At 67.9% G+C, this 23,001-nt stretch carries 19 protein-coding genes; 8 read left to right on the top strand and 11 right to left on the bottom strand.

From position 1 onward, the window contains the following. Position 1 precedes the first annotated feature (1 nt). The 3 genes from C3E99_RS10230 to C3E99_RS10240 are packed head-to-tail and all read right to left on the bottom strand — an operon-like array spanning position 2 to position 4,082. On the bottom strand, positions 2 to 2,170 hold the full coding sequence (locus tag C3E99_RS10230; RefSeq protein ID WP_104959762.1) for an RNA degradosome polyphosphate kinase: 2,169 nt from the start codon (positions 2,168 to 2,170) through the stop codon (positions 2 to 4). Further along, complete coding sequence (locus C3E99_RS10235) at positions 2,161 to 2,817, bottom strand: HdaA/DnaA family protein (protein ID WP_067107553.1); 657 nt, start codon at positions 2,815 to 2,817, stop codon at positions 2,161 to 2,163. The genes C3E99_RS10230 and C3E99_RS10235 overlap by 10 nt, the downstream gene beginning before the upstream one ends. After that, positions 2,817 to 4,082: a hypothetical protein gene (locus C3E99_RS10240; RefSeq protein WP_067184926.1), complete on the bottom strand. Its 1,266-nt coding sequence runs from the start codon at positions 4,080 to 4,082 to the stop codon at positions 2,817 to 2,819. Before C3E99_RS10240 ends, C3E99_RS10235 begins: the two co-directional genes overlap by 1 nt. A 149-nt stretch (positions 4,083 to 4,231) precedes the next feature. Between C3E99_RS10240 and purM the strand changes: the two genes are divergently transcribed. From purM to cls, 3 genes are all read left to right on the top strand, one after another. Then, positions 4,232 to 5,338 (top strand): phosphoribosylformylglycinamidine cyclo-ligase, encoded by a 1,107-nt coding sequence (purM, locus tag C3E99_RS10245; RefSeq protein WP_104959763.1) that lies wholly within the window; start codon positions 4,232 to 4,234, stop codon positions 5,336 to 5,338. A 138-nt stretch (positions 5,339 to 5,476) separates the two neighbouring features. After that, entirely contained in the window at positions 5,477 to 6,427 is a 951-nt protein-coding gene (gene purN / locus C3E99_RS10250) for a phosphoribosylglycinamide formyltransferase (RefSeq protein WP_104959764.1), read from the top strand. Positions 6,428 to 6,481: 54 nt separating this feature from the next. After that, positions 6,482 to 7,927, top strand: coding sequence for a cardiolipin synthase (gene cls, locus C3E99_RS10255; RefSeq protein WP_076076110.1), 1,446 nt, complete (start codon positions 6,482 to 6,484; stop codon positions 7,925 to 7,927). A 63-nt stretch (positions 7,928 to 7,990) separates the two neighbouring features. Here cls and ndk read toward each other — a convergent pair whose 3' ends face one another. The 4 genes from ndk to C3E99_RS10275 all read right to left on the bottom strand — a co-directional run bounded on the left by ndk (position 7,991) and on the right by C3E99_RS10275 (position 11,080). Further along, on the bottom strand, positions 7,991 to 8,413 hold the full coding sequence (ndk, locus tag C3E99_RS10260) for a nucleoside-diphosphate kinase (RefSeq protein ID WP_067107570.1): 423 nt from the start codon (positions 8,411 to 8,413) through the stop codon (positions 7,991 to 7,993). Between the two features lie 100 nt (positions 8,414 to 8,513). Beyond that, complete coding sequence (locus tag C3E99_RS10265) at positions 8,514 to 9,059, bottom strand: hypothetical protein (protein WP_076076113.1); 546 nt, start codon at positions 9,057 to 9,059, stop codon at positions 8,514 to 8,516. 117 nt (positions 9,060 to 9,176) lie between these two features. Further along, a complete protein-coding gene (locus C3E99_RS10270) occupies positions 9,177 to 9,626 on the bottom strand; it encodes a DNA polymerase III subunit chi (RefSeq protein ID WP_076076116.1) in 450 nt (149 codons plus the stop codon). Positions 9,627 to 9,634: 8 nt separating this feature from the next. Beyond that, positions 9,635 to 11,080 (bottom strand): leucyl aminopeptidase, encoded by a 1,446-nt coding sequence (locus C3E99_RS10275; protein WP_067107579.1) that lies wholly within the window; start codon positions 11,078 to 11,080, stop codon positions 9,635 to 9,637. 131 nt (positions 11,081 to 11,211) lie between these two features. On the opposite strand from C3E99_RS10275, the gene C3E99_RS10280 reads away from it, so the two are divergent. The 4 genes from C3E99_RS10280 (at position 11,212) to rsmA (ending at position 16,846) form a co-directional block, all read left to right on the top strand. Further along, complete coding sequence (locus C3E99_RS10280) at positions 11,212 to 13,512, top strand: LPS-assembly protein LptD (RefSeq protein WP_076076119.1); 2,301 nt, start codon at positions 11,212 to 11,214, stop codon at positions 13,510 to 13,512. A gap of 135 nt (positions 13,513 to 13,647) precedes the next feature. Then, on the top strand, positions 13,648 to 14,985 hold the full coding sequence (locus C3E99_RS10285) for a peptidylprolyl isomerase (RefSeq protein ID WP_067107585.1): 1,338 nt from the start codon (positions 13,648 to 13,650) through the stop codon (positions 14,983 to 14,985). Further along, a complete protein-coding gene (pdxA, locus tag C3E99_RS10290; RefSeq protein ID WP_076076122.1) occupies positions 14,985 to 16,004 on the top strand; it encodes a 4-hydroxythreonine-4-phosphate dehydrogenase PdxA in 1,020 nt (339 codons plus the stop codon). The genes C3E99_RS10285 and pdxA overlap by 1 nt, the downstream gene beginning before the upstream one ends. Next, on the top strand, positions 16,001 to 16,846 hold the full coding sequence (rsmA, locus tag C3E99_RS10295) for a 16S rRNA (adenine(1518)-N(6)/adenine(1519)-N(6))-dimethyltransferase RsmA (RefSeq protein ID WP_234002443.1): 846 nt from the start codon (positions 16,001 to 16,003) through the stop codon (positions 16,844 to 16,846). The genes pdxA and rsmA overlap by 4 nt, the downstream gene beginning before the upstream one ends. On the opposite strand, the gene C3E99_RS10300 is transcribed toward rsmA, so the two are convergent. From C3E99_RS10300 to guaB, 3 genes are all read right to left on the bottom strand, one after another. Then, positions 16,843 to 17,373: a tetratricopeptide repeat protein gene (locus C3E99_RS10300; protein ID WP_067107588.1), complete on the bottom strand. Its 531-nt coding sequence runs from the start codon at positions 17,371 to 17,373 to the stop codon at positions 16,843 to 16,845. The two genes, rsmA and C3E99_RS10300, sit on opposite strands and share 4 nt — an antisense overlap. A 32-nt stretch (positions 17,374 to 17,405) precedes the next feature. Beyond that, positions 17,406 to 18,596, bottom strand: a complete 1,191-nt coding sequence (locus C3E99_RS10305) for an RsmB/NOP family class I SAM-dependent RNA methyltransferase (protein ID WP_104959765.1) — start codon at positions 18,594 to 18,596, stop codon at positions 17,406 to 17,408. Between the two features lie 124 nt (positions 18,597 to 18,720). Then, on the bottom strand, positions 18,721 to 20,178 hold the full coding sequence (gene guaB / locus C3E99_RS10310) for an IMP dehydrogenase (protein WP_076076127.1): 1,458 nt from the start codon (positions 20,176 to 20,178) through the stop codon (positions 18,721 to 18,723). Between the two features lie 69 nt (positions 20,179 to 20,247). Between guaB and C3E99_RS10315 the strand changes: the two genes are divergently transcribed. Then, a complete protein-coding gene (locus C3E99_RS10315) occupies positions 20,248 to 21,645 on the top strand; it encodes an MFS transporter (RefSeq protein WP_234002444.1) in 1,398 nt (465 codons plus the stop codon). A 165-nt stretch (positions 21,646 to 21,810) separates the two neighbouring features. Here the strand turns inward: C3E99_RS10315 and C3E99_RS10320 are convergent, their stop codons facing one another. After that, positions 21,811 to 22,995 carry an acyl-CoA dehydrogenase family protein gene (locus C3E99_RS10320; RefSeq protein WP_076076130.1) on the bottom strand — a complete coding sequence of 395 codons (1,185 nt, stop codon included), beginning with the start codon at positions 22,993 to 22,995 and terminating at the stop codon, positions 21,811 to 21,813. Between the last annotated feature and the right edge of the window lie 6 nt (positions 22,996 to 23,001).

Raw genomic sequence — 23,001 nt, forward strand, 5'->3', positions numbered from 1 at the left:
GTCAGTCCCCGCGCAGATGGACGTCGAGCGTCGGGACGTCGTGGCGCTTGTGGAGCGCGGTGCCGCGTCCCGAAAGCGACGGGTTGTTCATGAAATAATGATGCAGGTTGAACGGCTTGTCGCCCGGAACCAGACGCACATAGGTGCCGTCGGGCTGAAGCACCCAGCTTTGTTCGTTGTCGATCAGGTTCGCGACCAGCACCTGGTCGAGGATCTGGTCGTGCACGGTCGGATTCTCGATCGGGATCATATATTCGACGCGCCGGTCGAAGTTGCGCGGCATCCAGTCGGCGCTGGAAATATAGAGCTTCGCGCCGCTGTGCGGCAGGCGCGCGCCATTGGCGAAGGCCCAGATGCGGCTGTGTTCGAGGAAGCGGCCGACCACCGACTTGACGCGAATCCTCTCCGACAGGCCGGGCACGCCGGGACGCAGACAGCAGATGCCGCGCACGACGAGCTCGATCGGCGCGCCCGCCGCGCTCGCTTCGTAAAGCTTGTCGATGATGTCGGGGTCGACGAGGCTGTTCATCTTCGCCCACAGGCCCGACGGGCGCCCCGCTTTCGCCGCCGCGATTTCCGCGTCGATCAGCTCGCTGAGGTGCCGGCGCATGTTGAGCGGCGACATCGTCACCATTTCCAGCCGCCCGGGTTCGACGTAGCCGGTGATGTAATTGAACAGCTGCGCGGCATCGCGACCGGCGCGCGGATCGGCGGTGAAGAAGCTGAGGTCGGTGTAGATGCGCGCGGTGACCGGATGATAATTGCCGGTGCCGAAGTGGCAATAGGTGCGATACCCCTGCCCTTCGCGGCGTACGACCATCGAAATCTTGGCGTGGGTCTTCCACTCGATGAAGCCGTAGACGACCTGCACCCCGGCGCGTTCGAGCTGGTTCGCCCACAGCAGGTTCTGCTCTTCGTCGAAGCGGGCCTTCAACTCGACGATCGCCGTCACCGACTTACCCGCCTCCGCCGCCTCGATCAGGGCGCGGATGACCGGCGACTGGTTGCCGGCGCGGTAGAGCGTCTGCTTGATCGCGACGACGTCGGGGTCCGCCGCCGCCTGGCGCAGGAAGGACAGGACGACGTCGAAGCTTTCATAGGGATGGTGGACGACGATGTCCTTGCTGCGGATCGCAGCGAAGCAGTCGCCGCCATGTTCGCGGATGCGTTCGGGAAAGCGCGGCGAATAGGCCGGGAACTTGAGGTCGGGCCGGTCGATCTCGACCAGCGCGGACAGCGCCGCGAGGCCGACGAAGCCGCCGATCTTGGCGATCGTCGCCTCGTGCCCCTGAATGCCGTCGCCGAGCACCGCCGCCAGTTCCTCGGTCATGTCGGCGCCGAATTCGAGCAGGATCACGCGGCCGCGGCGACGGCGACGGATCGCGGTGCGGAACAGGCGGACGAGGTCCTCCGCCTCTTCCTCTATCTCGATATCGCTGTCGCGAATGATGCGGAACACCCCGCGCGAGCGGACGGTGAAGCCGGGGAACAGCAGGTCGGCGAAGATCTTGACCAGATATTCGACCGGCACGACGGCGCTCGCCTCGCCCGGGAGCGACACGAAACGCGGCAGCGACGGCGGAATCATCACCAGTTCGCGCACCGTCTCGCCATCCGCCTTGCGCTGGAGATCGAAGATCACGCCCAGCCCGCGATTGGGAATGAAGGGAAAAGGATGCGCCGGGTCGAGCACCTGCGGGGTCAGGATCGGGAAGATCTGGTCGATGAAATAGGGGCGCAGCGCAGCGCGCAGCGCCTCCGGGTCCGAATCGGAACCGTGGACGACGATCCCCTGTTCGGCCAGCAGCCGATGGAGAAGCTGCCATTCGCTCTGCTGCTGATCGACGAGGCGCTTCACCTCGGCCTCGATTTCGGCGAGTTGCTGCCCCGGCGAGCGGCCGTCGGCGGACGGGTCGTCGATCCCCTGAAGCTGCTGCCCCTTCAGCCCCGCGACGCGGACCATGAAGAATTCGTCGAGGTTGCTGCCGGAGATCGACAGGAAGCGCAGGCGTTCGAGCAGCGGATGCGCGGGGTTGCGCGCCTCCTCCATCACCCGCCGGTTGAAGGCGAGCCACGACAGTTCGCGGTTGAAGAAGCGTTCGGGGCCGAAGCGGGGCGGCGCCGGATCGGCGTCATTTTCGGCGCGAAGAGGGCCTGCAGCTATCGACATGTGGCGTCATCCTGCCTTTCGAGCAAATCGGGATCGATCAGCCCCTGTGACAGTAATGTTTCACGCGTAAGACGAATGCCGATGCGGCGTCTTTTTTCGAGCGAGGCCGCGTCCAGCGCGGCGACGATGCGGTGGATCATCGCATAGCTGCGCTCCATCCGCGGTACGATGTAGGAGGGAACCTCGGGCGCGATCGCCAGTCCGCGCCGCGCGAACAGGGCCTCGATCAGGTCGCGCGCCAGGCAGTCGTCGGGCTCGCCGATCGTCAGCACCGGCACCGCGCGCAGCCGCGACGCGAGGTCGGGAAGCGCGATCCCCCAGTCGGCCGGCAACGCATCGGCGATGATCAGCAGCGGCGTCCCCGACGCCTGCGCCGCGTTCCAGGCGTGGAACAGCGCCTCTTCCGAAACGCTGTCGTGCCCGTCGATGACGCGGCCGCCGGTCTCGCGTGCGAACAGGCGCCCCATCAGGCTGCGGCCCGAACCGCGCGGCCCGGTGAGCACGGCGGTCCGCACCGGCCAGGTCGCGACGTGGCGCAGGTAGCGCACCGCGTCGGCATTGCTCGTCCCGACGATCAGCGGGCCGTCGTTGGCGCCGCCAGCGCTCCAGTCGAGCGGCAGCGCGATCTGTCCCGTGGATACCGCCATCAGCGGCTGATCCTGAGCTGCCCGCCGCCTTCCTGCACCTTGAAGCCGCGCGCGGCGAGCGCCGCCTTGAGCGTGCCGAGGTCGCCGCGGAAGGTCACGCGCATCACCGACGTGCCGCCGAGCGCGAGGCTGGTGGTCGAGGCCGACTGGACCCCGGCGATGGCGCCGACCGCGCGCTCGGTCGCCGAAACCGATTCGACATCGGGCGACACATATTGGACGGTGAAGCTCTGGACGCCCGCGGGCGGCGTCGCCGAAACGCTGGCGTCGGTTTCGACGGGCAGCGTGTCGTCGCCGGCCGCATCCTCCGGCAGGTCGACCTTCTCGACCGGCTTTTCGAGGACCAGATAGGTGTCGGTCCGCAGGACGCCGGCGGCCAGCGCATTGGTATAGATGGCATCCATGCGCGCGACCGCCTTTTCCATCATGTCGGGCAGCGCGGCGGGGCTCGGCCCCGTCATGGTGAAGCTGTCGATCAGCTTGTCGTCGGGGCCGAAGCGCGCGGTGAAATAGCCTTTGATCGGTCCGCCGGGATAGCTGTATTCGACGCGTGCGATCGGCATCAGCACGTCGGCGGCGCCATATTGGTCGAGGATCACCCGCCACCAGACGCGCCCCCGCCGCCCCGTCTGCCCGGCGTTGAGCAGCAGCGTATCGGCGCCGGTGCCCGCGGTGCGGACATAGTCGATCGCGCTCTGCCCCGTATTATATTCGGCCCAGGCGCGCTGCCACGCGCTGCGCTGTTCGAACACCTGCGCGATGCCGTCGACCGAATAGACGGGGATGACGAGCAGCGGCGGCGAGCGCAGCGTCCGGCCGCTGACACCCAATATCTGCCCCGCGCGCACGCGATCGAACTGGATGCCCAGCGTGGCGACATAGCGGCGCGGCCCGATCTGTTCCTTTTCGACGACGATCGCGGTGACGATGCCGTCGAGCACCGAATCGCCGAGCGCGGGACCGTCGCTGCCGTTGATCCGGCGATAAAGCTGTTGCCACCCCTTGCGCTGTGCCTCGCGCCATCCTTTTTCGCGCGCCTCGTCGGCATTGGCGCCGACGACGTCGACGGTGATTCCGCTGGCGAGGAAATCGCCGCTGCTGTTGATCGGGGTGATGCCGCGATTGCCGCGACTGATCTGCCCCTCGACGAGGCCGGCGACCAGAATCGCCAGCAACAGCGCGGCGAACGCGGCCCAGCGCCAGTCGCGCGGCCAGGAAATCGATCGCGAAAAGCGAGGGAACGGGAGGGAAGCGGCGGAAATCATCTCTACTCTTGGTTCAACCCTCGAAGCCGTTCCGTCCTACCGCCACCACGGCGCCGCAACGGTGATTCCAGCATGCCCTACGCGAAAGCCATGGCCAGCGACAAGGAAATCATGGCATTTGTCGCCGGGAAGAGTTAGGCGCGCGTGCCATGGATTCCAAGCATAACCAACCCGCCTCCTATACCTATGCCCAGGCCGGGGTATCGATCGAGACCGGCAATGCGCTGGTCCGTGCCATCGCTCCGCTCGCCCGTGCGACGCGCCGCCCCGGCGCCGATGCCGATCTGGGCGGCTTCGGCGGCTTTTTCGACCTCAAGGCCGCAGGTTTCAGCGATCCGCTGCTCGTCGCGGCGAACGACGGGGTGGGCACCAAGCTCAAGCTCGCGATCGAATCGGGGCGGCACGAAGGCGTCGGCATCGACCTTGTCGCGATGTGCGCGAACGACCTGATCGTGCAGGGTGCCGAGCCGCTGTTCTTTCTCGACTATTATGCGACCGGCAAGCTCGACAACGATGTCGCGACCGCGGTCGTCGCGAGCATCGCCGAAGGATGCCGGCAGGCAGGATGCGCGCTGATCGGCGGCGAGACCGCCGAGATGCCCGGCATGTATGCCGAAGGCGATTACGATCTCGCGGGTTTCTGCGTCGGCGCGGTCGAGCGCGACCAGGTGCTGACCGCCGACAAGGTCGCGGCGGGCGACGTGATCCTCGGCCTTGCGTCCTCGGGCGTGCATTCGAACGGATTTTCGCTCGTCCGCCGCCTCGCCGCCGACAAGGGATGGAAGCTGGGACGCCCGGCGCTGTTCGATCATGACGTGCTGCTGATCGACGCGCTGATGGCGCCGACGCGCATCTATGTGAAGAGCCTGCTGCCGCTGGTGAAGAGCGGCAAGGTCCACGCGCTCGCGCACATTACCGGCGGCGGGCTGCTCGAGAATATCCCGCGCGTGCTGCCGAAGACGCTGCATGCGCATGTCGATGCCGATGCGTGGGACCAGCCGCGGCTGATGGCTTTCCTGCAGGCACAGGGGAATATTGAGCCCGAGGAAATGGCGCGCACTTTCAACTGCGGGATCGGCATGGCGGTGGTGGTGGCGGAAGCCGACGCCGCCGACGTGACCGCGGCGCTCGAAGCCGCGGGCGAGACGGTGCACCGGATCGGGCATATCGCTGAGGGCGAAAAGGGCTGCACCGTGTCGGGCGGGTCGGAGACGTGGAGCGCGATGGCGGCATGGTCGGCGACGCATCATGGCTGAAATCCTCCCCACGCGTGGGGAGGTGGCAGCCGCGCAGCGGCTGACGGAGGGGGCCATCGTGGCCCGCCTGCGTGGCTTGGGGACGCGAGCCCCCTCCACCGCTTCGCGGTCCCCCTCCCCGCAAGCGGGGAGGATTTGATGACGAAAGCCCGCGTCGCCGTTCTGATCTCCGGCACCGGCACCAACATGGCGGCGCTGCTCTATGCCGCCAAGGCCGACAGTTGCCCGTTCGAGATCGTCCTCGTCGCGAGCAACAATCCCGACGCGCCGGGCCTGACGCTCGCGGCCGCCGAGGGCATCGCGACCTGGGCGCAGTCGCACAAGGGCATGGGCCGCGATGCCTTCGACGCGCTCGTCGATGCGCAGCTTCGCGCCGCGGGGACCGACTATGTCGCGCTCGCGGGCTATATGCGCATCCTGAGCGCCGATTTCGTCGCGCGCTGGGAGGGACGGATGCTCAATATCCATCCCAGCCTGCTTCCCAAATACAAGGGCCTCCATACGCACCAGCAGGCGATCGACGCCGGCGACAGATTCGGCGGATGCAGCGTCCATGTCGTGACCGCGGCGCTCGACGACGGGCCGGTGCTGGCGCAGACACCGGTCGCGATCCTGCCCGGCGATACCGCCGACAGCCTCGCCGCGCGGGTGCTGATCGCCGAGCATCAGCTCTATGCCCCGACCCTCGCCGCCTTCGTGATGCGCGAGGCGACGCCCGACTATTGGCTTGCCCGCGTGCGCGAACTGGCGATGGCGATGCCCGAGGCCGAAGAGACGCTGTCGCACGGCATGCCCTGCTTCGGAATCGTCAAGGGCAAGAAATTCGCCTGGTTCAGCCACGATCACCACGGCGACGGACGCACCGCATTGCTCGTCAAGATCAGCGGCGCCGAGGAGCAGGCGCTACTGATCGAGCAGGACGCGGAGCGGCATTTCCGCCCCGCCTATTTCGGCGATGGCTGGATCGGCATCCGGCTCGATACCGGCGACAACGACTGGGACGACCTCGGCGCCCGGATCGCGCGAAGCTGGCGCGCGGTCGCGCCGAAGAAGCTCGCCGGGCTGATGGCGGTCGCGGACGAATTCTGACGCCGGGCGGATTGCCGCTGGCCTTTTCGGCAAAAGCGGGGTGAATGAAGGGCGATGCGGTCCGACATCGCCTTCGTCCTGACGATCCTGTGGATCGCGGTCTATGCGACCGTGATCGCGCGCATCCTGCTGCGCCCGCAACGCGAGCCCGCCTCGCGCCTCGCCTGGCTGATCGCCGCGATCGCGGTCCCGGTGGTCGGCGTCGTCGCCTATCTGCTGCTCGGCGAAGCACGGATCAGCGCGAAACGGCGCGCGCGATACCGGCAGATCGAGGCGCATCTGCCGCATCCGAGCGAAAAGGCGGCAGCGCGCAGAAAGCTGGCGAAGACGCCTTATGCCGCGCCCTTCGCGCTCGCCGAGACGGTGAACGCCCTGCCCCCGACGCTGGGCAATCGCGCGCATCTGGCCGCCGACGGCAATGCCGCGATCCGCGAGATGGTCGCCGACATCGACGCGGCGAAATCGACCGTTCACCTGTGTTTCTATATCTGGCTCGCCGACAACAACGGCTTTCGCATCAAGGATGCGCTGATCCGCGCCGCGCAGCGCGGGGTGAAGGTGCGCGTGCTGGCCGATGCACTCGGGTCGCGCGGTTTCATCCGATCGGCGCACTGGATCGCGCTGCGCAACGCCGGGGTCGACGCGCGGATCGCGCTGCCGATCGGCGGGCTGGTCTGGACGCTGATCCGCGGCCGCTTCGACCTGCGCAACCACCGCAAGCAGCTTATCGTCGATAACCGCATCGCCTGGTGCGGCAGCCAGAACCTCGCCGATCCCGAGTTCCGCATCAAGTCGCGCTATGCGCCCTGGGTCGACATCATGACGCGATGGGAAGGACCGGTCGTGCGCGACTGCCAGTTCGTCTTCGCCGCCGACTGGGAATCGGAGCATGGCGACGACATCGGCGACCTGCTGGGCGATGCGGCCGAGCCACCCCCCGCCGCCGATCCCGGGATCGCGGCGCAGGTGATCGGCACCGGCCCCAACCTGCCCTATCCCGCGATGACCGCCTGCTTCACCTCGCTGATCCACGCCGCGCGGCGCGAACTGGTGATCACCACCCCCTATTTCGTGCCCGACGAACAGCTGATCTGCGCGCTGCTCGACACCGCGCGGCGCGGCGTCGCGACGACGATGATCCTGCCCCGCCGCAACGACAGCCGGATCGTCGCCAATACCAGCCGGAGCTATTACGAGCCGCTGATCGCGGCGGGCGTGCGCCTTTACGAATTCGGTCCGGGCCTGCTCCACGCCAAGACGATGGTCGTCGATGGCGAGGTGGCGCTGATCGGGTCGGCGAATCTCGACCGGCGCAGCTTCGAACTCAACTTCGAGAATAATATCCTGTTCGCCGACCAGCGTTTCGCCGCCGATATCCGCGCCCGGCAGGATGCCTATCTGGCGCAGTCGACCCCGGTCACGGCGGAGACCATCGCGAATGTCGGCACGGTGCGCCGCCTGTGGCAGAATCTGGTCGCGACGCTCAGCCCGCTGCTGTGACGCGTAAGGAAAAGGCCACCGGATCGCTCCGGCGGCCTTGTCGAATATCGCCGAAGGCCTCGCTCAGCCGACGATTTCTTCGGGCTTGAAGAAGAAGGCGATCTCGATCGCCGCATTCTCGTCGCTGTCGCTGCCGTGGACCGAGTTCGCCTCGATGCTCTCGGCAAAGCTCTTGCGGATCGTACCTTCGGCGGCGTCGGCCGGGTTGGTCGCGCCCATGATGTCGCGGTTGCGCTTCACGGCGTCCTCGCCCTCGAGCACCTGCACGACGACGGGACCAGAGGTCATGAAGGCGACCAGATCGCCGAAGAAGGGGCGTTCCTTGTGGACCGCGTAGAAGCCCTCGGCCTGCTCGCGGGTCATGTGGATGCGCTTCGATGCGACGACGCGCAGCCCGGCGTCTTCGAGCGCCTTGGTGACGGCGCCGGTCAGGTTGCGACGCGTCGCGTCGGGCTTGATGATCGAAAAGGTGCGGGTGACCGCCATGGGGAAAGCTCCTGCCTTGCTGTGTCTGGAATGCGCGCGCCTCTAGCCGCGCTTTTGCCGCACCGCAAGAAAAGAGCGAAAGCCGCGCGAGCCGCGGCGATCAGCCGCCGGTGCTATAGGTGACGGTGCCGTTGACCATATCGCCCGCCTGGGTCGCCGTGACCTGGATCCCCGTCTTGTCCGCGCCTTCCTTTTCGGCGCCCAGCATCAGCGTGTCGCCCGCCTTGACCTCGGTCGTCACCTTCATGCCGGCACCCTCGGCCTGCTTGCGGAAATGGGCGATGACGTCGGCCGCCTTCGCCTTCGCCTCGAAGCTCGCCATGCCGCCGTCGCCGTCCTTGCCCGAGGCGGCGAAGCCCCCGGTCATCTTCGCACCCGGAAAGGGCGCGATGCCCGCCGGCAGCTTCGCATTGGCGGCGCCGCCGCCGAAACGCATCTCGCCGTCCTCGGTCCTGATGCTGATATTGCCCTCTTCGCCGTCGGCGCTGCTGGTGATCTTGTAATCAGTCTTTTCGCCGGTGTCGGGATCGGTGACGGTACCGCTAGCGACCTCGGTCTCGGATTTCGATCCGCAACCCGCCACGAGCAACGCAGCGGCAGCCGCGACACCGAGGGGAAGCGAAGAGAAAAGGCGCGTCGTCATCATGATCCTCCTGCTGGCCGGCAGGCTATCGGACGGATTCCCGCCTGTCACCCCCGGTCGATCGTGACAGACCCTGACGAGCGCGGCGCAGCGTGTCGGTGATGGCCGTCACACGACGGGTCAGGGTCCCTCGGACCAGCGCCCGCGCTCGTCCTGCTTCCAGAAATGAAGCTCCACGCCATCGGCCTTGCCCAGCGCGCGCCACGTCGCGCGGGTATCGTCGATCCGGCTGTTGTCGAACAGCAGGAACACGCGGTCGAAGCCGAGCGCCTCGTCGCGCCACGCGCCATCGGCAAGCGCGACGAGCCGCGCCCCGTTCGCGGGCGCCGTATCGAGCGTCCCCGCCAGCAGGATCGGCTCGATCGCCTCGTCGGGCGATCCGGCGGCGCCGTGCGGCAGGAAACTTGCTGGCTGGAGCGTCCACAGCGCTTCGTCGATCGCCTGCCGCTGCATCGCCGACGCGGCGACCACCAGCAGCCGGTCGCCGCCGTCCAGGATGCGCGCCGCGATCGCGGGAAGCACCCGCTCGACCGGATCGCGGGTCAGCCGATAGAAATCGACGCGGGCCACCTCGGGCTTCAGCCCTCGTGATTGTCGGCGATATAGCGGTCGAGCAACCGCACGCCGTAGCCGGTCGCGCCCTTCGCCCACACCGGGCCGTCCTTGTCGGCCCACGCCATGCCCGCGATATCGAGATGCGCCCAGGCGACGCCTTCGCCGACGAAGCGCTTGAGGAATTGCGCCGCGGTGATCGACCCGGCCTCGCGCGGGCCGATGTTCTTCATGTCGGCGATCGGGCTGTCGAGCAGCTTGTCGTAGGCCGGCGACAGCGGGAAGCGCCACAGCTTGTTGCCGCTCGCTTCGCCCGCTTCGATCAGTTTCGCCGCCAGATCGTCGTCGTTCGCGAACATCCCGGCATATTCATGGCCGAGCGCGATCACCATCGCACCGGTCAGCGTCGCGAGGTCGACGATCACCTTGGGCGAACAGGCCTGCTGGACCCAGGCGATCGCGTCGCACAGCACGAGGCGGCCTTCGGCGTCGGTGTTGAGAACCTCGACCGTCTGGCCCGACAGGGTGGTGACGATATCGCCGGGCCGCTGCGCGTTGCCGTCGGGCATATTTTCGACCAGTCCGATGACGCCGACGACATTCGCCTTCGCCTTGCGCCCGGCGATCGCCTTCATCGCGCCCGCGACCGCGCCGCCGCCGCCCATGTCCCATTTCATCATGTCCATGCCGGGGCCCGGCTTCAGGCTGATGCCGCCGGTGTCGAAGGTGACGCCCTTGCCGACGAAGGCGACCGGCGCATCGCCGGAATTGCCGCCGTTCCAGCGCATCACCAGGAGCCGCGGCGGACGCGTCGAGCCCTGCGCGACGCCGAGCAGCGCGCCCATGCCGAGCGCCTTCATCTGCCGTTCGTCGAGCACCTCGATCTCGACGCCGAGGTCGGAGAGATGCCGGCAGCGCTCGACGAAGCTTTCGGGATAGAGGATGTTCGGCGGCTCGGCGACGAGCGTCTGGGTCAGCGCGACGCCGTCGGCGACCGCCGACTGGCGCCCCCAGCGCGCAGACAGGTCGCCGGCGGGCGACGCGATGACAACCTTCTGCAGGCTGGGCTTCGCGGTGTCGGCCAGCCGGGTACGATAGGTGTCGATCCGCCAGTTGCGCAGCTTCACGCCCATCGCAAAGGCGAGAATGTCCTCCTCGTCGCTCTGCCCGGCGCTCGCGAAATCGACATGCACCGTCCCGACGCCGCTCGTCTGCAACCGTGCGGTGAGCGCCGCGCCGCCGCGTTCGAGGTCGTGCGTCGTTCCCTCGCCGATCCCGACGAGCAGCAGCCGCCTTGCCTGATCGCCGTCGATCGCCGCGGTCTCCGCCACCGTGCCCGCCGCGCCGTCGAACCGCGTCTGAGCCGCGAGCGCCCCGAGCAGCGCGCCGAGCGCGGAAGCGCCCCCTTTGCGGACCGGAAAGGCGACAACGTCGGCGGACGCAGCGATTTGCGCGACAAACTGAATGTCCATGGACCTACTTTCTTATGCGACGATTGATTGGAACGTGCCGGACCGATAGGGGTTTCGCCTGCGAGTTGCAAAAACAAAGCAGCCGATCCAGTCCGGGCGGACGCTAGCGAGATGTGGGACAAAGGGATTCGATGAACTGGGCTTTGTTCCGACCGACGACGGGTGTGCGGGCCTTCGGGCTGGCGACCGCGAGCGGCCTTGCCCTGTTCGCAAGCCAGGCGTTCGCGCAGCAGGCGCGCGAAGCACCGTCCGCCGCCGCGCAGGACGAACCCGACCTCCAGACTCTCGCGGCGTCGCCCGTCACGACCGACGCGCCCGCTCCGGCGGATGAGCAGCAGATCGGCTTTGCCGCCGACAATCTGAACTACGACACCGACAGCGAAATCGTCGTCGCCGAGGGCAATGTCGCGATGAACCGCGACACCATATCGATGCGCGCCGACAAGGTGACGTGGAACCGCAAGACCGGCGAGGTCGTCGCCGAGGGCGACGTGGCGATCAAGAATCCCGAAGGCGACACCGCCTATGGCGACCGCATCGTCCTGACCGACAGCCTGCGCGACGGGGTGGTCGAGAATCTGCTGGTCGTGCTCGACAACGGCGCGCGGCTTGCAGCGGTGAAGGGCACCCGCTTCGACAACGGCAATATCGAGCTGGAAAACGCCGCCTATACGCCCTGCCCGGTCGAAGACGCGGCCGGTTGCCCGAAAAAGCCGAGCTGGCAGATTCGCGCCGTGCGCGTGCTGTACGACCGCACGAAGAACAAGGTGCGCTACAAGGGCGCGCGGGTCGAGATCTTCGGCCTGCCGCTGATCCCCCTGCCCGGATTGAGCCATCCGGCGAACAGCGAGGCGGGCAGCGGCATCCTGGTCCCCGAGGTGCGGGTCGACCGGACCAACGGGTTCGAATTCGCCCTGCCCTATTACCTGCGCCTCGCGCCCGACCGCGACCTGACGATCACGCCGCACCTCTATACCGGCGCCGCGCCGATGCTGGAGGGCGAGTTCCGCGCGCTGACCGATATCGGCTCGTTCCGCATCAACGGCTATGCGACCCACAGTTCGGTGGTACCGCTCGTCGGCGCGCCGACGCGTTCGACCAAGGAATTCCGCGGCTATCTGGAAAGCGCGGGCAAGTTCCAGTTCGACCCGCGCTGGAGCCTCACCTATTCGGGCCGCATCGCGAGCGACCGCACCTTCATGCGGCGCTATGACATCAGCCGCGACGACCGGCTGCGCTCGACCTTCGAGGTCGAACGGATCGGCGGGCAAAGCTATCTGTCGATCGCGGGCTGGGCGACGCAGACGCTGCGCGTCAACGACGTGCAAGGGCAGCAGCCGGTCGCGCTGCCGATCATCGACTATCGCCAGCGGCTCGACGATCCGTGGCTCGGCGGGCAGTTCGAGCTGCAACTGAACACGCTGGCGATCGGGCGGACGGCCGGACAGGACACGCAGCGCGCCTTCGCCGGCGCGCGCTGGGATCTGCGCGGCCTGACGGGGCTGGGGCAGGAAATCGCGCTGACCGCCATGGTGCGCGGCGATATCTATCACAGCGACGAGAATCTGCTCACCGCCATTCCCGGCTATCGCGGCAAGTCGGGCTGGCAGGGGCGCGGCATCGCCGCGATCGCCGCCGACATGCGCTGGCCCTTCATCGGCGAGCTGCTGGGCGGTACGCAGACGCTGACCCCGCGCATACAGGTCGTGGCGACCCCGCCGCTCAAGAACCTCGACATCCCGAACGAGGATTCGCGCGCCTTCGACCTGGAGGACAGCAATCTCTTCGCGATCAACCGCTTCAACGGCTACGACCGGTTCGAGGACGGCGCGCGCATCACCTATGGCTTCGAATGGAACTACAGCCGCCCCGGTTTCAACATCAACACGGTGATCGGCCAGAGCTATCGCCTTTCGGACAAGCCCAGCCTGTTCCCGAACGGCACCGGCCTGACCAACCGCACCTCGGACATCGTCGGGCGGACGACCGTCGCCTATCGGGATTTCCTGCGCCTCACGCATCGCTTCCGGCTCGACAAGGACAATCTGGCGGTGCGGCGCAACGAGTTCGACGCGACGATCGGCAGCCAGTCGACCTATGCCGTGCTCGGCTATTCGCGGCTGAACCGCGACATCCTGCTGCTCGGCGAGGATCTGCAGGACCGCGAGGAGGTGCGTGCCGGCGGCCGCGTCGCGGTCGCCCGCAACTGGTCGCTCTTCGGTTCGGCGATCGTCGACCTTACCGGCAAGAAAGACGACCCGAGCGCCACTTCCGACGGGTGGGAGCCGATTCGACACCGGCTCGGCATCGCCTATGACGACGATTGCCTGTCGATCGCGCTGACCTGGCGCCGCGACTATATCGACACCGGCGACGCGCGCCGCGGCAACAGCTTTTCCTTCCGTATCGCGTTCCGCAACCTCGGTTTCTAGGCGCGGCCCGCTCAGCTTGCGTTCAGCGACGCGCGCCTATCCGAAGGACGAACGGGTCCGAACGGCCGATTGCGCTGGACCAGCAGGCATTCCGGCTGATACGGAGCGTCGCGATATTTCTCGAATAGGGTGAAGATGACCAGATTTTCGACCATGATCGGCCTGCTTGCCGTCGCGGCCGCGGGTATGACGCCGGTGCTGGCGCAGACCGTTTCGGACGATGAGACGCCGACCACCAGCCTCAACATCCCCGGCAACGTCCAGCTCTATGGCGATGCCAAGCCCAACGTCTATCGTCCCTCGGCGACAGTGAACGGCGAGATCATCACATCGACCGACATCGAGCAGCGGCTGGCGCTGATCCGCATCGCCAACAGCGACATGGTGCTGCCGCCCGAGGAAGAGCAGCGGCTGCGTCAGCAGATATTCAGCAACCTGATCGATGAAAAGCTTCAGATTCAGGAAGCGCGCGCCGCCGATATCACGATCGACGAGGCGATGATCGATCAGCAGTTCGCCCAGCTCGCGGCGCGCTTCCGGCAGACGCCCGATCAGTTCGCCGAATATCTGAAGTCCAAGGGATCGTCGGCGAGCGCGGTGAAGCAGCAGATCCGGGGCGAGTTCGCCTGGGACCGGTTGCTCGCGCGCAACGTCCAGTCGACGACCAACGTGTCGACCGAAGAGGTCGAAGCGGTGGTCAAGCGGCTCAACGAGGCCAAGGGACAGGACGAATTCCACCTTGGCGAAATCTATCTGTCGGCGACGCCCGAGAATGCCGCGGCGGTCGCAGATAATGCGCGCAAGATCATGGAGGCGCTGCGCAGCGGAGGGTCGTTCGCGGCCTATGCGCGGCAATTCTCCGAAGCATCGACCGCCGTCGTCGGGGGCGATCTCGGCTGGGTGCGGCCGGGCCAGCTTCCTCCCTCGATGGCGCAGGCCGCGGCGCAGATGGAGCCCGGACAGTTCGTCGGCCCGATCGAGGTGCCCGGCGGCATGTCGATCCTGCTGATGGTCGACCGGCGCCAGGTGCTGACCGCCGATCCGCGCGATGCGGTGCTCAGCCTCAAGCAGATTTCGCTCAACTTCGCGCCGGGCACGACGCCGGCGCAGGCAAGCGAACTGGCCGGCAAGTTCACCGAAGCGACGAAGACCATCGCCGGCTGCGGCGCCGCCGATGCCGTGGCACAGAGCCTTGGCGCCTCGGTGGTGGCGCGCGACATCCTGATGCGCCAGCTTCCGGCACCGCTGCAGGCGACGATGATGGACCTGCAGGTCGGCCAGACCTCTCAACCATTCGGCGCGGTCGACGAGGGGATCAGCGTCCTCGTGCTGTGCGGGCGCGATATGCCGCAAAGCGCGTCGGCCCCCGATCTGCAGCAGATCGAGCAGCGTCTGCTCGACGAAAAAGTGAACAAGCGCGCCCAGCGCTATCTGCGCGACCTGCGCCGGGATGCCGTGATCGAATATAGCTGATGACCGTCGTCCCTCATCGACCGCCGATCGCCGTCACCATGGGTGATCCGGCGGGCGTCGGTCCTGAAGTCGTGGCGCGCGCCTGGGTGGCGCGCCGCGAGCATAGCCTGCCCCCCTTCGTCGCCATCGGCGATGCGGCCGCGATCGCCGCCGTGTGGGACGGCCCCGTCGCGCGCGTCGGCGACATGGCAGAAGTGGTCGCCGCCTTCGCCGAGGCGTTGCCTGTCTGGCACCTCGAGGACAGCGGCGCGCTGACCCCCGGCGAACCGACCGCGGCGGGCGCCACCTGCGCACTCCATGCGCTCGAAACCGGCATCGGGTTGACCCGGACCCCGGCCGCATCGGCGCTCGTCACCGGTCCCGTGTCCAAACATGCGCTGCAAAGCATCGGCTACACCCACCCCGGCCAGACCGAGTTCATCGCCGAACGTTGCGGCGTCACCGCGACCAACGCGGTGATGATGCTGGCGGGCCCGGCGTTGCGCGTCGTGCCGCTGACCGTGCATATCCCGCTCGCCGAGGTGCCCGAACGGCTGACGAGCGATCTGATCGTCGCCAAGGCGCGGATCGTCGCGCGCGGGCTGAAGCGCGACTTCGGGATCGCGCACCCGCGCCTCGCCATCGCCGGCGTCAATCCGCATGCGGGCGAAAGCGGCCGGCTCGGCGACGAGGAGACCCGGATCATCGTGCCCGCATTGGCGGCACTGGCCGAGGATGGGCTGGCCATCGACGGACCGCTCGCCGCCGACGCGCTGTTCGCACCCGGCATCCGCGACCGCTATGACGCGCTGCTGTGCGCCTATCACGACCAGGCGCTGGCGCCATTCAAGGCGCTGCATTTCCACGACGGCGTCAACCTGACGCTGGGGTTGCCGATCGTGCGCACCTCGCCCGACCATGGCACCGCCTTCAACATCGCCGGAACCGGCCAGGCCGATCCGGGACCGACGATCGCCGCAATCGCGATGGCGGCGCGCATGGCCGCGATGCGCGAGGCCGGTTGCGCAGCCGCGAAGTGACGCAAGACCCGTCGCGTCCGCTGCCGCCGCTGCGCGAGACGGTCCGCGCGCACGGCCTGTCGGCGAGCAAGGCGCTGGGGCAGAATTTCCTGTTCGATGAGCAGTTGCTCGACCGGATCGCGGCGCTGCCCGGCGACCTCGCGGACGCCACGGTGTTCGAGGTCGGTCCCGGCCCCGGCGGCCTGACGCGCGCGCTGCTGCGCGCCGGCGCGCGCGTGATCGCGGTCGAGCGCGACGCGCGCTGCCTGCCGCTGCTCGGCGAATTGTCCGAAGCTTTCAACGGGCGCCTGACGGTGATTTCGGACGATGCGATGGCGATCGACGCCGACGCGCTGGCGGGCGGCCCATACCATATCGTCGCCAACCTGCCGTATAACGTCGGGACCGCGCTGTTCACTCGCTGGCTGGAGCCGCCCGCGTGGCCGCCGCTGTGGCGATCGCTGACGCTGATGTTCCAACTGGAAGTCGCCGAGCGCATCGTCGCGCCGGTCGGCACCGGCGCCTATGGCCGCCTAGCCGTTCTCTCCCAGTGGCGATCGAACGCGCGGATCGCGATGAAGGTCCACCGATCGGCCTTCACCCCGCCGCCCAAGGTGATGTCGGCGATCGTCCACCTCACCCCCAGCGACCAACCCGAGGGCGTCGACCCGGCGCTGCTGTCGAAACTGACCGAAAAAGGCTTCGGCCAGCGCCGCAAGATGCTGCGGCAGAGCCTCAAAGGCCTGCCGGGCGCGGTCGAGGCACTCGAACGCATCGGGATCGATCCGACGCGGCGCGCCGAAACGGTGAGTGTCGCCGAATGGGTTGTGCTGGCGCGGGTGCTGGGCGGACGGTCGACCTAATTCTGTCCGCTCGGCGGGTTCGCCGTCGTCACCACCGGCTTGGGTGCGATCGCTTCGGCCGCGACGACGCGCTTCGACGCGCCAGCGTCGATCGCCTTTTCGAGCGCTGCGACCTGCGGGCATGCGTCCGAACAGACGCGGCGCGCGTCGGCAAGTTTCTCGCGCGCCAGTTCGAGCGCGCCCTTGTCGGCAAGCGCCTCGCCCTGCCCGGCCAGCGCGACGACATCATTGGGTTCGAGCAGCAACGCCTCGCGATACAGGGCGATCGCCTTGCCCGGCAGCCCCTGCGCGCGCGCCACCTGCGCGAGCGCGATGATCGCCGAGCGGTTGCGCGGATCGGCGGCGAGCGCCGATTCATAATAGTCGATCGCGCCGTCGAGATTGCCCGCGCGCTGCGCATTCTCGCCCTCATGCTGAAGGGCGACCGAGCGCGGGAGAATGTCATTGTCGGCGCGTTGCGCGTCGGATGCGGTGGGCAGGCTGGCCAGTACAAGCCCGGCGCCGAGAGCCAGAAAACTGACGCGCATTGCATTCTCCCATCTTCGCATCCGCGGCGAGCCTAACATGGCGCCGTCAGCCGTGCGAGGAAAAAGCCGTCGCAGCAGTCGTGCGCCGGCGTAAGCAGGAACCCCCTACCCGCAGCGCGCCCGATGCCCGCGGGCAGATAGCCACCGTCGGCTGTCCAGCCGGGATGCCGGTCGAGAAATTCGTCCACCTGGGCCCGCCCCTCGCGCGCGATGATCGAGCAGACAGCATAAAGAAGTTTGCCCCCCGGCGCCACAAGTTCGGCGCCGAGCGCGATCAGTTTCGCCTGGTCGGTCAGATGACGGTCGAGCCGCGAGGGGGTGAGGCGCCAGCGCAATTCAGGGCTGCGGCGCCATGTACCGCTGCCCGAACAGGGTGCATCGACGAAGACGCGGTCGGCCCGGCCGCGCCAGTCGGCGAGCACGTCGATCTCCTTGCCCGGGTCGAGCAGCCGCGTTTCGATCCGCGTCGCCCCCGCGCGCTCGGCGCGCGGGGCAAGCTGGCGCAGCCGCGCGCGATTGGTGTCGCAGGCAAGGATATCGGCCGCGTCGCCGGTACAGGAAGCAATGGCGAGCGTCTTGCCGCCGCCCCCCGCGCACAGGTCAACGATCCGCATCCCCGCCGCGGCATCGAGCGCCGCCGCGGCATATTGGCTGGCGGCGTCCTGCACCTCGAACAGCCCTTCGCCATAGGCGGGATGCTGCGCGGCGGCGGTTTCGGGGGGCAGGCGCCAGCCGTCGGGCGCGCCCACGATCGGCTCGCCCTCAGGAAAGAGTTTGGCCAGCCCGTCGCGCGTCGCCTTGAGGCGATTGACCCGCAAGTCGAGCGCGGCGCGTTCGAGCATCGCTCCGCCTTCCCCTGCGCCGACGAGCGGATCGAACAGGTCGATCAGCGCCGGCGCCGCCAGGCCGGTTTCGGCGCGCGGATCGGCATCGGAGATCGGTTTGGGGCCATAGGGCGAGCCGTCGAACAGCGCCGCAAGCTCGGGATCGCTGTCGGCAAGCGCCAGCATCGCGGCACGCCCCGATGGCGGCGCCGAACGCACCGCGCGGATCGCGTCGTAAACGAGGGCACGGATCGCGCGGCGGTCCTTCGATCCCGCATAGCGCCGCGCGCGCATCGCCTCGGCAATCAGGGCATCGGCGGGCGGGCCGCCGTCGCGCGCCGATGCCGCGATGGCGTCGAGAATCTCGATCGCGGTCTGGAGGCGGGCTGCGGGAGTCATGGCGTCAACCTTCCCTCGTCATTGCAACCCGGCGAAAGTCGGGGAAAGCAATCTCCAGCTGGCGGTATGGTATGACGGTGGCCGGAGATTGCTTCGTCGCCACGCTCCTCGCAATGACGACCTCTCAGCCTGCCGGATAGTTGGGCGCCTCGCGGGTGATCGAAACGTCGTGGACATGGCTTTCGCGAAGGCCGGCGTTGGTGATGCGCACGAATTTCGCGCGCTCACGCAGATCCTTGAGGGTGCGGCTGCCGGTATAGCCCATCGCGGCCTTCACCCCGCCGACGAGCTGGTGGATCACATCCTTCGCGGGACCCTTGAACGGCACCTGACCCTCGATGCCTTCGGGGACCAGCTTCATCTGGTCCTTGATATCCTGCTGGAAATAGCGGTCGGCCGAACCGCGCGCCATCGCACCGACGCTGCCCATGCCGCGATAGCTCTTGTAGGTGCGCCCCTGGTACAGGAACGTTTCGCCCGGCGCCTCGGCCGTGCCGGCGAGCAGCGATCCGACCATCACGCTCGACGCCCCCGCCGCCAGCGCCTTGGCGATGTCGCCCGAGGTGCGCAGGCCACCGTCGGCGATGACCGGAACATCGTGCTTCGCCGCTTCCTCGACACTGTCGAGGATCGCGGTCAATTGCGGCACGCCGACGCCGGCGACGATCCGCGTCGTGCAGATCGAGCCCGGGCCGATGCCGACCTTGACCCCGTCGGCGCCGGCATCGATCAGCGCGCGGGTCGCGTCGCCGGTCGCGACATTGCCCGCAAGAATCTGCACCCGGTTCGACAGTTTCTTGATCTTCTCGACCGTCGCGCCGACCATGCGGCTGTGGCCGTGCGCCGTGTCGACGACGATCAGGTCGCATTCGGCGTCGATCAGCGCCGCGGCGCGCTCGACCCCCGAATCGCCGGTGTTGGTGGCCGCCGCGACGCGCAGCCGGCCAGCGGCATCCTTGGTCGCGTCGGGGAAGGTCACCGCCTTTTCCATGTCCTTGACGGTGATCAGCCCGATGCAGCGATAGTCGCCATCGACGACGAGCAGTTTTTCTATGCGGCGCTGGTGAAGCAACTTGCGTGCTTCCTCCTGGCTGACGCCCGGACGCACGGTGGCGAGGTTGTCGGCGGTCATCAGTTCGCGCACCGGCTGGCCGGGGTTGTCGGCGAAGCGCACGTCGCGGTGGGTCAGGATGCCGACGAGCTTGCCGCCCGGTTCGACCACCGGAATGCCCGAGATGCGGTGCTGTTCCATCAGCGCGATCGCATAGGACAGCGGCGCGTCGGGGGTGATGGTGATCGGGTTGACGATCATCCCGCTTTCATAGCGCTTGACCTGGCGGACGGCCGCCGCCTGTTCCTCGACCGTCAGGTTGCGGTGGAGCACGCCGATGCCGCCGATCTGCGCCATCAGGATCGCCATGTCGGCTTCGGTCACCGTGTCCATCGCCGAGGAGAGGATCGGGATGTTGAGCCCGATGTCGCGGGTGAGCCGGGTCGAGAGATTGGCTTCGGACGGCAACATGTCCGAGGGGCCGGGGACCAGCAACACGTCGTCGAAGGTCAGGCCGGTGATGATTTCCATGGGTTGCCACTTTCTGGTGCGGGCGGCGTCTGCCCCCCGGGCCGGGAAGCGGCGCGCGCGATTCGTTCGGTGGCGGCCCATGTAACCAGTCGGGCCGATCCGCGCCAGTGGGGGGCGCACGAATATTTCAAGGGCGCGTCGAATGCGCGGACGGCGCGCCGCACCGGCGCGGGCTTGCGGGGCTTTCGCGGCGCGGCTAGGCGGGTCGGCGTGATCGACGCTGGCTCCCCCGCTCCTTCCCGTTCTCCCTCGTCCTCCGCGCTCGCTCCGTTCCGGTTTCCCGCCTTCCGCGCGATCTGGATCGCCAACCTCGCGTCGAACATGGGGTCGATGATCCAGTCGGTCGCCGCCGCCTGGCTGATGACCGAGCTGACGCCGTCGCATCAGTTCGTCGCGCTGGTGCAGGCGAGCGCGTCGATCCCGATCATGCTGCTCGGCATCTTCGCGGGCGCGATCGCCGACAATTTCGACCGCCGCCGCGTGATGCTCGCGGCGCAGAGCGCGATGCTGATCGTCTCGGCGGCGCTGACCGTGACGACATGGATCGGTGCGATGAGCCCGGTGCTGCTGCTGTGCTTCACCCTCGCGGTCGGCTGCGGCACCGCGCTCAACGCGCCGGCGTGGCAGGCCTCGGTCCGGCTTCAGGTCGGGCACGAGCATCTGCCGCAGGCGATCGCGCTCAACACCATCGCCTTCAACCTCGCGCGCAGTGTCGGGCCGGCGCTCGGCGGCCTGCTGATCTCGCTGACCGGCCCCGCCCCCGCCTTCGCGCTCAACGCGCTCAGCTATGTCGCGCTGATCCTGGTGCTGCTGCGCTGGCGCCCGACCATCACCCCGCCCAAGCGCACGCCGATCCTCGCCGCGATCGCCACCGGCATGCGCTTCTGCGCGCAGTCGGACCCGCTGCGCCGCATATTGGCGCGCGGACTCGTCTTCGGGCTGGGCGCGGCGAGTTTCCAGGCGCTGCTGCCGTCGCTGGTGCGCGACCGGCTGCACGGGACGGAGATCGTCTATGGCCTGTGCCTCGCCGCCTTCGGCGCGGGGTCGATCTGCGCCGCGCTGGGGATCGGCGCGATGCGGCGGCGCTGGGGGAGCGAGACGGTGGTCGGCGCCTCGGCACTGATCTTCGCCGCCGCGCTGATCCCGGTCGCGGTGACGCGCAGCCTGCCGCTCATCCTCCTCGCCTCGTTCGTCACGGGGGCGATGTGGGTATCGACGCTGACGACGCTCAACGTCGCGATGCAGCTTCGCTCGCCCGAATCGATCCTCGGGCGCTGCCTGTCGATCTATCAGGCGGTGACGTTCGGCGGGATGGCGCTGGGCGCCTATCTGCTCGGGCTGGTCGCCGACCTGTGGTCGCTGCCGGTGGCGCTGTTCGCCGCGGCGGCATGGCTTGCGCTGTCGGCGCCGGCGTTGCGCATCTTCGCGCCGATGCCGGGGCGCGACGAGGGACGGGTGCTGCCTTGAGGCAGGGAGCCATTCAGGGCACCGAACCCTTATCTTCCCGTTCGTGTCGAGCGAAGTCGAGACACCCCTCCGCATAGCGCAAGGTCGATGGGTGTCTCGACTTCGCTCGACACGAACGGAATGGAGATGGTGTCGACTTACGCAAACCGCCGCAGCGGTGCCTCCCTACCCCTGCGCGGCCTTCCAGTCGCGCTTGATCTTCTTGGCGAGGCTCCATTTGTGGACCTCGGTCGGACCGTCGTAGATGCGGAAGGCGCGGACCTCGCGGAACACCTGCTCGACGATCGTCTTGTCGGTGACGCCGGTGCCGCCCATCACCTGGACGCAGCGGTCGGCGATGCGCATCAGCGCCTCCGACACCGCGACCTTCGCCATCGAGCTTTCGGTCGTGCCGAGCGAGCCGGTGTCGAGCACTTCGGCGCACCAGCGGATCATCAGTTCGGCCTGCTTGAGGTCGATCAGATTCTCTGCGAGCATGAAGCCGACCCCCTCATGCTCGATCAGCGGCTTGCCGAAGGCCATGCGGCGATTGGCATAGTCGCTCGCGATCTCGTGCGCGCGCTGGCAGGCGCCGTGCCAGCGCATGCAGTGCGACAGGCGCGCCGGCGACAGGCGGACCTGCGCATATTTGAACCCCTCGCCCGCCTCGCCCAGCATCTGGTCGGCGGGAACGCGCAGATTGTCGATCGTCACCGTCGCGTGGCCGCCGGGCATCGAGCTGTCGATCGTGTTCGGCACATGGTCGATGCGGATCGCCGGGTCGGGCAGATCGACGAGGAACATGCACGCGCCGCCGCCCTGCGCGACATCCTCCGCCTTTGCCATCACGATGCCGACCTTCGCGCCGTCGGCGCCGGTGATGAACGCCTTGCGGCCGTTGATCACCCAATGATTGCCGTCCATCCGGCAGGTCGTCTTCATCATCGAGGGATCAGACCCCGCGCCGCCCTCGTCGGCCGGTTCGGTCATGAAGAAGGCCGAGCGCGCGCGGCCTTCGACCAGCGGTTTCAGGAAGCGTTCCTTGAGTTCGGGACTGCCGACCTTGCCGAGCAGATACATGTTGCCTTCGTCGGGCGCGCCGGTGTTGCACGCCAGCGGGCCGAGCGGCGACAGGCCGGTCTTTTGCAGCACCCACGCCGTCTCGACCTGCGTCAGATGGTCGCCGTCGGCCAGGATATGCGGCGTGAGCACGCCCGCGGCGCGCGCCTTTTCCTTGAGTTCCGCGACCAGTTCGTCGGTCGGCGCACCGTGATGATCGCGCCGCGCGTCGCTTTCATAGGGGGCGACGACGTCGCGAACGAACGCCTCCACCCGCTCACCGATCTCCCGCGCTCGTTCCGATACGCCCATCACCTG

This window comes from Sphingopyxis sp. MG, assembly GCF_002953155.1.
Lineage (GTDB): Bacteria > Pseudomonadota > Alphaproteobacteria > Sphingomonadales > Sphingomonadaceae > Sphingopyxis > Sphingopyxis granuli.

Coding starts and splice junctions, on each gene's coding strand:
- C3E99_RS10230 (WP_104959762.1), bottom strand. CDS start 2,170: ATGTCGATAGCTGCAGGCCCTCTTCGCGCCGAAAATGACGCCGATCCG.
- C3E99_RS10235 (WP_067107553.1), bottom strand. CDS start 2,817: ATGGCGGTATCCACGGGACAGATCGCGCTGCCGCTCGACTGGAGCGCT.
- C3E99_RS10240 (WP_067184926.1), bottom strand. CDS start 4,082: ATGATTTCCGCCGCTTCCCTCCCGTTCCCTCGCTTTTCGCGATCGATT.
- purM (WP_104959763.1), top strand. CDS start 4,232: ATGGATTCCAAGCATAACCAACCCGCCTCCTATACCTATGCCCAGGCC.
- purN (WP_104959764.1), top strand. CDS start 5,477: ATGACGAAAGCCCGCGTCGCCGTTCTGATCTCCGGCACCGGCACCAAC.
- cls (WP_076076110.1), top strand. CDS start 6,482: ATGCGGTCCGACATCGCCTTCGTCCTGACGATCCTGTGGATCGCGGTC.
- ndk (WP_067107570.1), bottom strand. CDS start 8,413: ATGGCGGTCACCCGCACCTTTTCGATCATCAAGCCCGACGCGACGCGT.
- C3E99_RS10265 (WP_076076113.1), bottom strand. CDS start 9,059: ATGATGACGACGCGCCTTTTCTCTTCGCTTCCCCTCGGTGTCGCGGCT.
- C3E99_RS10275 (WP_067107579.1), bottom strand. CDS start 11,080: ATGGACATTCAGTTTGTCGCGCAAATCGCTGCGTCCGCCGACGTTGTC.
- C3E99_RS10280 (WP_076076119.1), top strand. CDS start 11,212: ATGAACTGGGCTTTGTTCCGACCGACGACGGGTGTGCGGGCCTTCGGG.
- C3E99_RS10285 (WP_067107585.1), top strand. CDS start 13,648: ATGACCAGATTTTCGACCATGATCGGCCTGCTTGCCGTCGCGGCCGCG.
- pdxA (WP_076076122.1), top strand. CDS start 14,985: ATGACCGTCGTCCCTCATCGACCGCCGATCGCCGTCACCATGGGTGAT.
- C3E99_RS10300 (WP_067107588.1), bottom strand. CDS start 17,373: ATGCGCGTCAGTTTTCTGGCTCTCGGCGCCGGGCTTGTACTGGCCAGC.
- C3E99_RS10305 (WP_104959765.1), bottom strand. CDS start 18,596: ATGACTCCCGCAGCCCGCCTCCAGACCGCGATCGAGATTCTCGACGCC.
- guaB (WP_076076127.1), bottom strand. CDS start 20,178: ATGGAAATCATCACCGGCCTGACCTTCGACGACGTGTTGCTGGTCCCC.
- C3E99_RS10320 (WP_076076130.1), bottom strand. CDS start 22,995: ATGGGCGTATCGGAACGAGCGCGGGAGATCGGTGAGCGGGTGGAGGCG.